Here is a 13,002-nt window from a genome sequence, read left to right as displayed (position 1 = left end):
ATCAGGCAGTTTTAAATTCCTTCAGGATTTTTGTTCCCTTTTCGTTCAGGTTGTTCCAGATCAGCGGCAATACCACGGTGAAATTCTTCCCGTCTTCCATCACCTGGAAGCCTTTCTGTTTAAGTATTTCGTATTTCGCTTTGATGTTTTCGAGCCCTACCCTGTTGCTTGGCACTTTTAGCGTTCGTCGCTGCAGGTTGTTGTTCACAACCAGTTGGTTGCCCGCCGTTGTAAAGATCTCGATCACGAGCGGGTGGGTTTTGGACAGTTGGTTGTGCTTGACGACGTTTTCAATCAGCAGTTGCAGGGTTAACGAAGGCAAAAGATAAGGGAAATACCGTTTGTCGATGTCGACGGTCAGTTGCAGGGCATCGCCGTGTCTTGTCTTCAGCAAGTCGTAGTAGGATCGGATAAATTTGATCTCGTTCTCCACGGTGCTCATGCCGTCCTCGTTGTTGCGGAGCAGGTAGCGGTACACCTTGCTCAATTCATTTAAAAACGTTTCGGCTCTTTCCTTGTTTTCGGAGATCAGTGAAGAAAGCGTATTGAAGCAGTTAAAAAGGAAATGCGGGTTGACCTGGTTTTTCAACATGTCAAACTCGTTTTGCAAGGCCTGCTGTTGCAGGCTTTCTTTTTCCACCACAGTTTCCTTTACCCGCTCGATCACATAATCCACCTCGTATAATGTAACAAAAATGAGGTTGACCCCAAAACCAACCAGGAGGATATACTGTATGTCGTCGGGCTTCAGGCGGTAGCCGAGGATTGAAAAATAATCATAGGCCAGCAGTATGGCAATGACGGAAGCCGACATAACCGGGATGATCAAGGCAGCCAGGAGCACAATGCGCTTCCGAGTTTGCTTCAACCCTTCGAATTTATAGTGGATCCAGTTTTGAATTCCCACCTGCAATCGCCAACTGCCAATTCCCACTAGGTAAATGAGCGGAAAAGAAAAGAGCCAGATCTTGCCATCATGGAAAAGGCGTTCTTCGTAAAGCACATAATTCAGTACCACATCGATCACCGGCATGGAAGCAATAAAGCTGAACACCTGGAGCCGGGTTGGTTTTAATACCGGGTTCATGCCACCACTCCTTTTTTTTCAATGAGGGGAAGGTAAATGCTTCGCTCCGACTCTTCGTCACGTATCACCACCTCCGCTGCCGTCAGTAAACGGTACTTGGTTACCAGGTTATCCAGGCCGGCTTCAAAATCGATAGCATTGCTGATCGATTTGGGCTTCCGGCTGTTTTGCACCACCAAATCATCGCCATTGGTCGAAATGCGGATCACCAGCGGATCGGTTTTGCTCATGCTATTCTGGGTAAACGCATTTTCAATCAGCACCTGCAGGCTAAGCGGCGGGATCAACTTCGTTTTGTCTTCTTCACGGATGTGCAACTGCACCTGCAGGCTCTGCCCGAAACGACGGTCCAGGAGGTGATTGTAGGCTTCAATGAATTTCAATTCGGTTTGCAGCGGTACCAACTGCTCATCGTCGCCTCGCAGCAGGTAGCGGTACACTTTGGTCATTTCGTTGAGAAAGGTCTCCGCTTCTTTTTCGTCTTCAGTGATAAGAGACGAAAGCGTATTCAGGCTGTTGAAGAGAAAATGCGGGTTGACCTGGCTTTTCAGGCCAAGCAACTGGCTTTGCTTGAATGTTTTTTTCAGCTTTTCAGTTTCCTTCAAATTTTCCCGCCAGTGATTATAGTTGGAAATACCTTCCATGAGGATGACCATAAAAATGTCGATGATGGCGATACCCATGTAGGCCCAAGTAAACCTCTTTTCGTTGAACGTATAACTGAATGAGGGGAAAAATTCGTAGCCATGAAAAACCGTTAACAGGAAAACGCCGCTCAGTGCAACAAAAAGGGCGATCATGTAAAGTAGGCGCCGGTTCGTTTGCCTTTCGGCCGGCATACGGTTTTTCAGCCAGATGGAAAATGCTGAGCAGATGATGTAGTTCACGGAAAAGACGAGGGAGGTCAGCAAGGTCGTTGGAAGAAAAATATCCCAGCGGGTAAAATAACGTCCGCCGAATATAATGGCGTTCAATCCCATGGTTAGCGGCAGGAAAATGATTGCCAGAACCAGGTGGTCTTTACCGCTGTATTGAGGGAGCCGCAACTTCATTCTATTTCAAATTAAACCCTTTTTCACATTTAGGCGAAGGGAGCTTTGCTGTTTTGTGCAAGAGCGGGATGAATTGTTGAAAACCCCGTATGAATTGTATAGCGGAAAAGAAATATTTGAAGATGTGGAAAACAGGTGGTGCAGGCCAGCCGCTGGTAATGAACCGTCGTATTATCGGGTTTTAGTTGGCCAGGAGCCGGCCGGTGAGCAGGACATCCTGCAACAGGCTCCAACGTTGGGGATGCAGTTCGGCTTCCGCGGTTTTCAGCAGCGATTCGAATTCCCGTTCTCTGGCCGTTTCTTTCACTTCTTTCAGCCAGCGAATAATTTCGTTGTTGTTCAATCCACGAAACATCCACTTGTTGTAAGGCATGATAAAGGGCGACTCAGCGGCGTTGATGATCTTCCAGGAAATTTTTTGCAGCTCCGCATCGGTATAATAACGCCAAAGAACTTTGTTGACGATTTGCTCTTCCCTTGTCATGTGAAGAATGCTGAAAAGCGTAAACTCTTCAAACAGGGCAAGAAGGGTTCCGCTGATGGCAATTTTTTCAAAAGGCAGGGTTGCGGCTTGAAAGTCACCTGCCAGGCGCTGCAGCTTTTCGCCCATTCCGTAGCTTTCTTCATGGTCGTGCTCAAACGAGTCGGCCAGCCCGGGTTCGTAATCCATCATGACAGGAAGAACAAAATTATCTTCCGACTGTTGAAACTGATCGAAAAGAGAGACGGCAAACTGTACACGACAGATGGCCTCCTCCGCTTCTTCGGCAAGGGTAAAATCGGTTCGCTGCAAGAGCATGCTGGTATCGTACAGAAGGGCCCTCAGGCCTTTGTGGATTTTGTGGAAAAGGTTGTAGCGGTTCATGGCGTCGCGTTTAGCTGGTCTGTCTTCTTTGACACAAAATTGACTACGAAAGTTACCGTTGAAAAAGCCAAGATTGATGAATTGCGGCATTGGCGGGATGAAATGCAAAATAGAAATGCCGGAGGCAATGGCTCCGGCACGAAAGACAGGTTTTTGGCCGTTTTAATAAATCCCCGTATCGACCAGCTGCTCTTCCATCGCATCGATGAATTGATCCCGGTACTTCCGCAGCCACTTCTCGAAAGGCTGCATACCGGGGTGAATCCGGTACGATTCGTTCAGATCTTCTTCGCGGTCCGGAACAAACCGGCGCTGTGCTTCAAACAGGTTGGCCCACTCGTCGGAGCCACCCATTTCCAGGCTTCGGTAAAGCTCCCATGGTACGTAATTGTAATGAACCGGAAGCTCCAACACCCGCTGCATTGCCGTTGCATAGTGGTTGCATGTTTTGTCGGCTCCTACGGCAGTAACGGTTCGGCCGAGGAAGCGGCCGGGCTGTGTAAAAACGGTGGCTACCACAGGCCCCAGGTCTTCAACGCTGACCATTGCCATCCTCGTGTGGCCTTGCGGAAAACTGAATTGGTAGGTGCCAAACTGGTCTTGTCGCAGCGGGAAGCGTTTGAGAAAATTCTCGTAATAAAAGGGAACCTGCAGGTAGGTGGCAGGCAAGCGAAGGTCCTCGCTGAACGAACGGAAAGCCGCCTTGATATCGCATTGCGGTACATCCAGTTCGCCTCCGCTCAGTGCCCTGTAGTCCGGTTGCGTGTGCAGGACGAGGTGCCGGATGCCACAGACAGCCGCGGCTACCACGAGATTCATTCCCAGCGTGTACTCCCGGTAGCCGTGTTCCCAGTAATCGGTGACGCCAAAAACGCCGTAACAATCTCTCATTGCTGCCTCTAAACTGTGCTTATCGTGCATATCACCTTCTGCCACCTTCGCACCGAGGCGTTTCAGTTTGGATGCGGCCGGCGAATCGGCATTACGTGTAAAGATGCGTACATCGAAATGCCCTTGTTGCAAAAGGGATCTGGCAACGGCACCACCCTGTGCACCGGTTGCACCAGTTACCAAAATGATTTTCTTTTCTCGCATAAGCAATGAATTTATTGGGTGAAAATAAAAGGGCCGGGGAAGCACGGAAACGGCGGGACTGGATTGGGCCACAAAATTTCGTTTCGGCAAACGAAAAAGCAATGAGGTGATTTACCAACTGTCGGACATTTGGGACCAACCGTTGTTTTTTTTGTTTGAATTGTTGATGCGGGCCTGCCGAATGCACGTTTATAGCGAGTGATTGAAAAAAGAACCGGTAAAGGGCGCAGGCAAGGCAAAAAAAAGACCGCCTGAAAAGGCGGCCTCCTGGGTTTGTCGTGGGCTGTACTGGGCTCGAACCAGTGACCTCTACTCTGTCAAAGTAGCGCTCTGAACCAACTGAGCTAACAGCCCCCAAATGCATTTCATTGATGAAGAACCGGGCTGCAAGATAGGGAATCCGGTTTTACATTTTATGATTTCATCTTTCCATTTTCCGGCGTTTCAGTTCTTTTTTTATCAGCACCAGCTCACGACCGGTTTGTCCGCCGACGGATGTGTTTTCCTGTGCACGGCGCATCAGGTAAGGCACTACGTCGCGGATCGGCCCGAAGGGAAGGTATTTGCTAACGCTGCAACCGGATGCAGCCAGGTTAAAGGTGATGTTGTCGCTCATACCATATAACTGGCTGAAATGCACATGCGGATGGTTGTGCGGGTAGCCCCGCTCATCCAATAGCTGCGTGGCCAGCAGGTTGCTTCGTTCGTTGTGCGAGGCCACGATCACACCTATGTTTTCCAGGTGATCGATGCAAAAACGGACTGCTTCGTTGAAGTCTTTGTCGGTCGCTTCCTTCGTCGGTTGAATTGGCGAAGGATAGCCTTTTTCCGCTGCCCTCGCTCTTTCTTTTTCCATGTAGGCACCCCGTACCAGTTTGATCCCAAGCAGAAAACTCCGTTCCAGTGCGGCTTCATAGCACTGCTTTAAAAATGTGAGCCTGTCGTGGCGATAGAGTTGCGCGGTATTGTAAATAACGAGTTTTTCTTTGTTGAATTCATCCATCATCAGCATCGTCAGCGCATCTACCGGATCCTGTATCCAGGTCTCTTCCGCATCCACCAAAAAACCGATTCCCGCTGTTGCAGAAGCTTCACCGATTTTCCGGAAACGTTCCTGCACGCGGTTCCATTCATTGACTTCCGGTGCCGAAAGTTTCATCAGTGCACGGTTGTATTTTTTGATCAGGGTGTCTTCCGGCGCTTCGTGCATCAGTGCATCCAGCTTCTCCAATAAACCAAAACGGGCGAAGCCTGTCACCTTCACACTCATAAACGGAATATTGGGCTGCGTTGCCGCAAATTGAATGACACGGATAAATTCGTCCCGTGCGTGGTCGTAGGCCTCCTCTCCTTCCTTGCCTTCTACACCGTAGTCCAGGATCACCTGCACGCCATATTTGCCCAGGTTGTTTGCAACGGGAATGGTTTCTTCCAGCGATTCACCGCCAACAAACTGGCGGAAGATCGTTTGGCGAATCAGGCCTTTTACGGGCAGTCCGGCATTGAGCGACCACGGGGCCAGTTTTGCACCGGCTTTTACCAGCCAGGGTTTACCCATCAGGGAAAAAAGAAAATGGGCATGTTTTAATTCGCTGTCGGATTTGGGAGCAAAGGCAATCGCAGTGTTTTCGAAAGATATGGTCTTGTTCATCGAGTGGCAAAGCTAAGTGAAGAGTTGGAAGCAGAAAAGAGCGAAAGTCACCTCTTTGAATCGCCACCATGGACCATTCATCTCTAGTCGAAATGCCCACTTTCCTTCTTCTTCGCTTAGCTTTGCGCAAATTTTTGCTGTTATGAATCCTCGTAAGCCATCCGACAGTTACACCATGATGACCGAGATTGTATTGCCGAACGACACCAACGTATTTGGGAACCTGATGGGTGGTCGCTTGATGTACTGGATGGATATCGCCGCAGCCATCGCCGCGCAGCGCCATTGCAACGCACCGGTGGTGACGGCTTCAGTCGATAATATTTCGTTTGAAAATCCAATCAAACTGGGAAACACGGTGCACATTGAAGCCAAAGTGTCCCGGGCTTTCAATACCTCCATGGAAGTGCATTTGCGTGTGTGGGGTGAAGATTTTACACAGCAATACAAATACAAAAGCAACGAAGCGTACTACACCTTCGTCGCCCTCGATCCCAACCGCAATCCACGCAAGGTGCCGGGACTGGTTCCGGAAACCGAAGAAGAAGTGCGGTTATTTGAAGGAGCCATCCGCCGCCGCCAGCTACGGTTGATTCTCGGCGGAAAGATGAATCCGGATGAAGCACTTGAATTAAAAGCATTGTTTATCAAAGAAAAATAAAATGGCTGCCTACATCATTGTTGAAGTGGAAATTCACAACCCGGGAGAATACGAAGCGTACAAGAAACTGACCGGGCCTTCGCTGGTCAAATACAGTGGAAAGTTTATCGTTCGCGGCGGACAAACGGAAACGCTTGAGGGTGCGTGGGAGCCGGGACGGATCGTGGTGCTGGAATTCCCGACGAAAGAATTGGCGAGAGAATGGTGGTCTTCGCCTGAGTATACACCGGCAAAGGAAATCCGCCAGCGCAATGCGGCAACGAAAATGATTTTGGTGGAAGGTGTCTGAACTAAGATTGCCGGGATTCGTGAGTTGACTAGGATGAAACGTCAAAACCAAAATCGTTTGGTTCAAACCGGCAATTTTGCGTTGCAATAAAATCATTGTCTTGAAGGCAAACAGGATTCTTTTCACGGCTTCCTTTCCCTTGGACATATCCTTTGCTTCCACACCAATCTATGCACTGTCTATTCATCATCCAATATCCTAATATCTAATATCCTAATATCTAATATCCCAATATCTAATATCCCAATATCCTCTTCTCTCTACGCCGCCTTTTCCTCTGCGGTTTTCCAGTGGTGTGCACCCATCAGCATGTACTTTTTGCTTTGTTCGATGGCATCCATGATTTGGGCCAGTATTTCTTCAGCCGGCGCATCGTAGTTGATCTGCAACGGGGCTTTGAATGTAACCGAAAGCAGGGTGCCCTTCTTTTTGAACTTCAGTCCTTTTTTATTGAACGCACGCCAGAAGCCACTGATCACAACCGGCACCACGGTTGGCCTGCAATGTTTGATGATGAGAGCTGTGCCTTTCCTGCCAGGCGCAAATGGTTTGGTGGTGCCTTGCGGAAACGTGATGACCCATGCACTGTCGAGAGCCCGTTCAATTTTCCGGGTGTCGCTCGGGTCCAGTCCACGCCGGCTTTCAACTCCATCCTTTTTCCAGGTGCGCTTGACAGTCAGTGCGCCGGCAAGCGTGAACAGGCGACTGATAAAGCTGCTTTTCATGGTTTCTTCGGCTGCTACGTAATAGACCCGTGTGAACGGGTTGAGCAGGTAAAACGGAATACCCAACCGGTTTTGCCTTCGCCATTTTACCGCACAGAAAATGTGCAGAAAGGTAATGACATCGGCAAAATAGGTTTGGTGATTGCTAACAAAAAGAACGTTGTTTTTTGGCAGATTGGCAATGTGTTCGGTGCCACGGATCTTGAGTTTGTTGACGATGGCGATACCGGGATACGAAAAGATGCCGACAAGCATGTAGACGAGTTTCCGGACCCAATTATTTCCGGCAATTTTTCTCCAAAAAGTCATGTGCAAGCAAATTAAAGGGTTAAAGTTACATGTTTAGAAATTGTTAAGCCCGTCGCCGGTTTTCTCTTTCTTTGTGTAAAGTGTTTGCCTGCGTCATCTACCTAAAAAATAAATGCCATGAAAAAAGTTTTTCTCCTGCTGGCCGGTTCCATATTGACAGTTGCATCGTTTGCACAGGAACGAAATCCTTACCCTCGCACCATCACGGTGTCGGGCACTGCCGAAACCGAGATTGCACCTGATGAAATTTATGTACAGGTTGACCTGAAAGAATACGACAAAAAAGGTGGCGGTAAAATCGGGATTGAAAAGATACGCCAGGACTTTTTAACCGCCGTTCGATCGATGGGCCTGCCCGACTCCGCCGTTACAATTGCGTATTATAGCGGCTATAACGGTAACCCCTGGTGGCGGAAAAAGAACAAAAAAGAAGAACTGTATTCTTCCATTACCTACCAGGTAAAGCTTCGCAACAGCGCACAGGTGGACCAACTGGTTGATAAACTGGACGACAACGCCACCCAGAACTTTTTTATCCAACGGACATCCTACAGCAAACTGGAAGAGTTGAAAAAGCGCCTGAAAATGGATGCGGTCCGGAATGCAAAAGAAAAGGCGGCTTACCTGACGGATGCCATCAATGAAAAAATCGGCGAAGCCGTAACCATCAATGAACCTAGTGAATTTTACCAGCCTTACTATGCCGGTGCCAGCCGGGTAATGGCCATGAAGAATGCCGCCATGGACCAGGCCGAAAGTGCACCGGACCAGCAGCAGGCTGATTTTAAAAAGATCAAGATCAAGTACGACGTAACGGTCGTTTTTGCGCTGAAATAATGTCTTTGAACTGGGATTTATGTGGATGGATTGGATGTGAGGGGTTATATGTTCTTCCAAAAAAGGAAAGGGCCGTTCAAGTTTGAACGGCCCTCCTCTTTTATCCCATTTATCGCAGGCATGCTAGTCATCCTGGTTCAAAGACAATAAAAAATCCCGTCTTTTGAGCGGGATTTGTATGTAAGAATGTTTCGGAATTACGCACCAGCTTCGGGGGTGTTTTCACCACCGGCAGCTTTGCCTTTTTCTTCCTGCTGTAAACGCTCTTTGATCTGTGCCAGGGCACCGAGGTCGCCAAGGGTTGGTTTTTCAACCTTGTTCTGCAGGTTTTTCACTGCTTTCTTGGTTTGCTCGGACTGAACGCGGGCTTCCTTGCGGGCTGCATCACGTTCATCGTTGGCTGCTTGTTCCCAGATTCGTGCATGCGAAACAACGATACGCTTTTCATTGCGATCGAATTCGATCACCATGAATTCGGCTGTTTCATCAGCACCGACGCTCTTGCCGTCTTCTTTGGCAAGGTGGCGGTTGGGCGCAAAGCCTTCCAGTCCGTAAGGCAATTGAACGATGGCACCTTTGTCGTCCCTGCGGATAACCGTTCCTTCGTGGATAGACCCAACGGCGAAGGTGTCTTGCAGGGTGTTCCAGGGATCTTCTTCCAGTTGCTTGTGACCGAGTTGCAGTTTGCGGTTGTCCTTATCAATGCCCAGGATCACCACGTCGATGTTCTCACCAACTTTGGTAAACTCGCTTGGGTGATTGAAGCGCTTCAACCAGCTCAGGTCAGAGATGTGGATCATACCACCGATACCGGCAGTCAGCTCCACAAATACGCCGTACGGAGTGATGTTTTTCACTACACCAGTATGACGGCTGCCTTCAGGGAATTTATTCTCGATGTCAGTCCAGGGATCTTCTGACAGTTGCTTGATAGAAAGGCTCATTTTGCGGGCATCTTTATCAAGGGTAACGATCTTCGCTGTGTGCTCGTCGCCCAGCTTGAAGAACTCTTTCGCATTGATCGGTGTGTTGGCCCAGGTGATTTCTGATACGTGTACCAGACCTTCCACACCCGGCAGGATTTCGAGGAACGCACCGTAGTCTTCGATGTTGACTACGCGGCCGGTAACCACTTCTCCTTCCTTGATGTTCTCAGGCAGCACATCCCAGGGATGCGGGGTCAGTTGTTTCAGACCGAGAGAAATACGTTTTTTCTCGTCGTCGAAATCCAGAACCACCACGTTCACTTTCTGGTCCAGCTTCAGCACCTCTGAAGGGTGGTTGATGCGGCCCCATGAAATATCGGTGATGTACAGCAGACCGTCTAAGCCGCCGAGGTCCATGAACGCACCGAAGTCGGTGATGTTCTTGACAGTACCTTCCAGTACCTGGCCTTTTTCGAGCTGACCGATGATCTGTGCACGTTGTGCTTCGATATCGCTTTCAATAAGTGCTTTGTGCGATACAACGGCGTTCTTGATGGCTTCGTTGATCTTCACCACTTTGAACTCCATTGTCTTGCCTACGAACTGGTCGTAGTCGGTAACAGGCTTCACGTCGATCTGAGAACCCGGCAGGAAGGTTTCCATGCCAAATACATCCACGATCAAGCCGCCTTTGGTTTTGCTGGTAACGGTACCAGTAACCACTTCGCCTGTTTTGTGCACTTCCACAATGCGCTCCCAGGCACGGGTAATGCGGGCTTGCTTGCGGCTCAGGTGCAGGTTGCCATCCCGGTCTTCTTTTTCCACTACCATTACTTCTACGTCGTCGCCCACCTTCAGGTTGGGGATGTCGCGGAATTCGTTCAGGGGAACCAGGCCGTCAGACTTGAAACCGATGTTCAGCACCACGTCGGTTTTGGTGATACCAACCACTGTGCCGGTGATCATTTCACCGTCGTTCAGTTGTACGAACGTGTTCTCGTAAACCTTGTCGTACTTTTCTTTTTCTTCGTTGCTGTAAGAAGCTACGTTGCGTTTGTCTACGCTCCAGTCGAAATCGTCGTGAGCGGCAGGTGTTTCTTTCACCGGCTCTTCTACTTTCACGTTGCTGGCAACGTTTTCTGCGGCAGGGGCATTTGGTGTCGCTGCAGACTGCTCAGGGGCCGACTGTTCAGCCGCCGGAGTGGTCTCCTGACCTTCAGCGTTTGGGTTATTAATTTGATTCTCTTCCATAAAAATCCCGGGAGGTTTTTAATCCGGGGCGGCAAAGATAAGAAATGGGTTGGGAGTTTGGGGTCTGGCGGTTGGGGTTTTTGCCGGGGAAAAATGCCAATTTTGTTAAGACCATGCAAAGTTTGGAAATGATCGCGGCCCATTGGTTCTGCTGAAAAATGGTAAAAGCCAGAAAATAAAATTTTGTTGTTCCAACACTTTCCCTTTTATCTTTGCGCCAGTTCTTTACAGATTACTTATCAAGAAAGGCTGAGGGAAATGGCCCTTTGACGCCTTGACAACCTGCCCGCTGTGCAAACAGTGAGGTAAGGTGCCAACTCCATCACGCGGATTTGCGTGACAGATAAGTCAGATCAAAGCTTTACTTCAACAAACAAAAAAATAGTAAGCTCTTCTGATTTATCGGGAGAGCTTTTTTATTGTCTGCCAGAAACGGAAAAGCTTTTCCCGTTAAACCTCTCCCTCTCCTTTCTTGGTACGTTTTCCTCCAGTAATGAGCAACCACCGAAGGCGAAAACGAAAAGCAAGATGAGCAGTACAATAAGAATTTTACGAAGCATTCCGGTCGATCCGCAAACAGGTACGGCTGCCGCACCAATTTACCTTGGCTCCACTTTCGTGCAGGAAACTGCCGGCATGAATAGCCTTGTAAGCCACCTGGCTATGACACAGAAATCCATTCCAGCGGAAAAGTGGCGGGTGAATGCCTTGGAAGTCTCGTTTCCAGCTATTCAACAAACAAAATTGAAAACAGTATAAAACAATATTCGAATGAGCGAACATCAACCCCTGACAATCGGATTATTTGGCTTTGGTGTTGTCGGTGAAGGTATTTTTCATGTGCTTCGGCAAACACCTTCTCTTCATGCAACAATCAAAAAAATCTGTATCAAGCACCCGGAGAAAAAACGGGATGCCCCTGCCGACCTGTTCACCACCGATTACGAGGAACTTCTCAACGACCCGCAAATCAACCTGATTGTCGAACTGATCGACGATGCGGAGGAAGCGTATAAAATTGTGACGACCGCTTTCACACGTGGTAAATCGGTCATCAGTGCCAACAAAAAGCTGATCGCCGAGCACCTGCCCGAATTGATTCGCCTGCAGGAAGAACACAATGTTTCCTTCCTGTACGAAGCAGCCGTTTGCGGCAGTATACCGGTCATCCGCAACCTGGAAGAATATTTCGACAACGACCTGTTGCAAAGCATTTCCGGGATTGTTAATGGTTCCACCAATTATATCCTGACGCGGCTGAATGAAGGCCTAACCTATACGGAAGCTTTATTGGAGGCGCAGCAAAAAGGTTTTGCCGAGAGCAATCCCTCACTGGATGTGGAAGGTTTCGACGCCGCCAACAAGCTCACCATCCTTTTGGCGCATGCCTATGGTATCGTTACAGAGCCTGGCCATTTTCTGCGGCAGGGTATTACCCGGCTGCATGCGAAAGATGCGGCTTATGCCAGCGAAAAAGGCCTGCGCATCAAGCTGGTGGCACAGGCGCGGAAACTGGCCGACGGAAAGGTGGCCGCTTTTGTGCTGCCGCAGTTTGTGCGGCCCGACAGCCAGTTGTTCCATGTGGCCAACGAATACAATGGTGTTACAATCGAAAGCAAACTGGCCGACAAGCAATTCTTTTCCGGCAAAGGCGCTGGACGCTACCCTACATCTTCGGCTGTGATCTCGGATATTTCTGCCTTCAGCTACCGTTACCAGTACGAATACAAAAAACTGAAACGGCCCGAAAAAAATGCCCTGACACACAATTTTTACCTGGATGTGTTTGTCTCATTTTCGGCCTGGACAGACGTGAACAAATGGGATTTTGAAGAAGTGACCGAATACCACAGCACTGCCGAACGCCAATATATCCGCGGTGTCATTCATGCCGATAAGCTTCGCTCGGCGAGCTGGTTTGCCGATCGATCCGTTTCGGTGATTTTGCAGCCCGAAGCGCTGATCGAAAAAGAAAGCCGGGTGGCGCAATCGATCAAAAAAGTGAGTTTGCAACTAGCAGGGGTTACTTTGAGTTAAGGCCTCCCCGCCCTCCAGAAGAGGGATTGGTGGCCTCCCCAAACCCTCCAGGGAGGGGTTTACAACCGCACAGACCCTTGCTTTACAGGATACTTCAAAGCCTTCATCATTTTTTGATGGAGGCTTTTTGCTGCCGTTTGGCGTATCCGCCAACGGCATTTCCCTTGTGCCCCAGCGGGGCATCCTGTTAATGGAAAAAGTTCATAGAAAAGAGAAC

General features: G+C 49.1%; 12 protein-coding genes, 1 tRNA gene and 1 riboswitch. Of the genes, 5 read left to right on the top strand and 8 right to left on the bottom strand.

Translation table 11 applies throughout. The annotated features are described in order from the left end of the window. Position 1: 1 nt before the first annotated feature. The 6 genes from D6024_RS12585 to D6024_RS12560 form a co-directional block, all read right to left on the bottom strand. Complete coding sequence (locus D6024_RS12585) at positions 2-1,087, bottom strand: sensor histidine kinase (RefSeq protein WP_121354984.1); 1,086 nt, start codon at positions 1,085-1,087, stop codon at positions 2-4. Next, complete coding sequence (locus D6024_RS12580; protein ID WP_121354983.1) at positions 1,084-2,139, bottom strand: sensor histidine kinase; 1,056 nt, start codon at positions 2,137-2,139, stop codon at positions 1,084-1,086. Before D6024_RS12580 ends, D6024_RS12585 begins: the two co-directional genes overlap by 4 nt. A 181-nt stretch (positions 2,140-2,320) precedes the next feature. Further along, on the bottom strand, positions 2,321-3,004 hold the full coding sequence (locus D6024_RS12575) for a hemerythrin domain-containing protein (protein ID WP_121354982.1): 684 nt from the start codon (positions 3,002-3,004) through the stop codon (positions 2,321-2,323). Positions 3,005-3,166: 162 nt separating this feature from the next. Then, positions 3,167-4,099 (bottom strand): NmrA/HSCARG family protein, encoded by a 933-nt coding sequence (locus D6024_RS12570; protein ID WP_121354981.1) that lies wholly within the window; start codon positions 4,097-4,099, stop codon positions 3,167-3,169. A 279-nt stretch (positions 4,100-4,378) separates the two neighbouring features. Next, positions 4,379-4,453: transfer RNA gene (locus D6024_RS12565), tRNA-Val, on the bottom strand. Between the two features lie 67 nt (positions 4,454-4,520). After that, a complete protein-coding gene (locus D6024_RS12560; protein ID WP_121354980.1) occupies positions 4,521-5,750 on the bottom strand; it encodes a proline dehydrogenase family protein in 1,230 nt (409 codons plus the stop codon). 142 nt (positions 5,751-5,892) lie between these two features. On the opposite strand from D6024_RS12560, the gene D6024_RS12555 reads away from it, so the two are divergent. Together D6024_RS12555 and D6024_RS12550 are read left to right on the top strand one after the other, a co-directional pair. Then, on the top strand, positions 5,893-6,411 hold the full coding sequence (locus D6024_RS12555) for an acyl-CoA thioesterase (protein WP_121354979.1): 519 nt from the start codon (positions 5,893-5,895) through the stop codon (positions 6,409-6,411). Between the two features lies 1 nt (position 6,412). After that, entirely contained in the window at positions 6,413-6,700 is a 288-nt protein-coding gene (locus D6024_RS12550) for a DUF1330 domain-containing protein (RefSeq protein WP_121354978.1), read from the top strand. 260 nt (positions 6,701-6,960) lie between these two features. Here the strand turns inward: D6024_RS12550 and D6024_RS12545 are convergent, their stop codons facing one another. Next, the gene (locus D6024_RS12545; protein WP_240410022.1) at positions 6,961-7,680 is read right to left on the bottom strand and encodes a lysophospholipid acyltransferase family protein; all 720 of its coding nucleotides are present in this window, start codon (positions 7,678-7,680) and stop codon (positions 6,961-6,963) included. 171 nt (positions 7,681-7,851) lie between these two features. On the opposite strand from D6024_RS12545, the gene D6024_RS12540 reads away from it, so the two are divergent. Further along, complete coding sequence (locus D6024_RS12540; RefSeq protein ID WP_121354976.1) at positions 7,852-8,571, top strand: SIMPL domain-containing protein; 720 nt, start codon at positions 7,852-7,854, stop codon at positions 8,569-8,571. A 197-nt stretch (positions 8,572-8,768) separates the two neighbouring features. Here the strand turns inward: D6024_RS12540 and rpsA are convergent, their stop codons facing one another. Continuing rightward, on the bottom strand, positions 8,769-10,748 hold the full coding sequence (rpsA, locus tag D6024_RS12535; protein WP_121354975.1) for a 30S ribosomal protein S1: 1,980 nt from the start codon (positions 10,746-10,748) through the stop codon (positions 8,769-8,771). A gap of 233 nt (positions 10,749-10,981) precedes the next feature. Beyond that, a riboswitch (SAM riboswitch) is annotated at positions 10,982-11,098 on the top strand. Here rpsA and D6024_RS26705 point away from each other — a divergent pair. Both D6024_RS26705 and D6024_RS12525 read left to right on the top strand, forming a co-directional pair. Beyond that, complete coding sequence (locus D6024_RS26705; RefSeq protein WP_162944737.1) at positions 11,085-11,507, top strand: hypothetical protein; 423 nt, start codon at positions 11,085-11,087, stop codon at positions 11,505-11,507. It overlaps the preceding riboswitch by 14 nt. 12 nt (positions 11,508-11,519) lie before the next feature. Further along, entirely contained in the window at positions 11,520-12,785 is a 1,266-nt protein-coding gene (locus D6024_RS12525) for a homoserine dehydrogenase (protein WP_121354973.1), read from the top strand. Positions 12,786-13,002: the final 217 nt, after the last annotated feature.

The sequence above is a fragment of the Flavisolibacter nicotianae genome (assembly GCF_003628535.1).
Classification (GTDB): Bacteria; Bacteroidota; Bacteroidia; order Chitinophagales; family Chitinophagaceae; genus Flavisolibacter; species Flavisolibacter nicotianae.
Note: the sequence above shows the minus strand (reverse complement) of the source record. Positions and strands in the feature narration are given on the sequence as shown.

Coding starts and splice junctions, on each gene's coding strand:
- D6024_RS12585 (WP_121354984.1), bottom strand. CDS start 1,087: ATGAACCCGGTATTAAAACCAACCCGGCTCCAGGTGTTCAGCTTTATT.
- D6024_RS12580 (WP_121354983.1), bottom strand. CDS start 2,139: ATGAAGTTGCGGCTCCCTCAATACAGCGGTAAAGACCACCTGGTTCTG.
- D6024_RS12575 (WP_121354982.1), bottom strand. CDS start 3,004: ATGAACCGCTACAACCTTTTCCACAAAATCCACAAAGGCCTGAGGGCC.
- D6024_RS12570 (WP_121354981.1), bottom strand. CDS start 4,099: ATGCGAGAAAAGAAAATCATTTTGGTAACTGGTGCAACCGGTGCACAG.
- D6024_RS12560 (WP_121354980.1), bottom strand. CDS start 5,750: ATGAACAAGACCATATCTTTCGAAAACACTGCGATTGCCTTTGCTCCC.
- D6024_RS12555 (WP_121354979.1), top strand. CDS start 5,893: ATGAATCCTCGTAAGCCATCCGACAGTTACACCATGATGACCGAGATT.
- D6024_RS12550 (WP_121354978.1), top strand. CDS start 6,413: ATGGCTGCCTACATCATTGTTGAAGTGGAAATTCACAACCCGGGAGAA.
- D6024_RS12545 (WP_240410022.1), bottom strand. CDS start 7,680: ATGCTTGTCGGCATCTTTTCGTATCCCGGTATCGCCATCGTCAACAAA.
- D6024_RS12540 (WP_121354976.1), top strand. CDS start 7,852: ATGAAAAAAGTTTTTCTCCTGCTGGCCGGTTCCATATTGACAGTTGCA.
- rpsA (WP_121354975.1), bottom strand. CDS start 10,748: ATGGAAGAGAATCAAATTAATAACCCAAACGCTGAAGGTCAGGAGACC.
- D6024_RS12525 (WP_121354973.1), top strand. CDS start 11,520: ATGAGCGAACATCAACCCCTGACAATCGGATTATTTGGCTTTGGTGTT.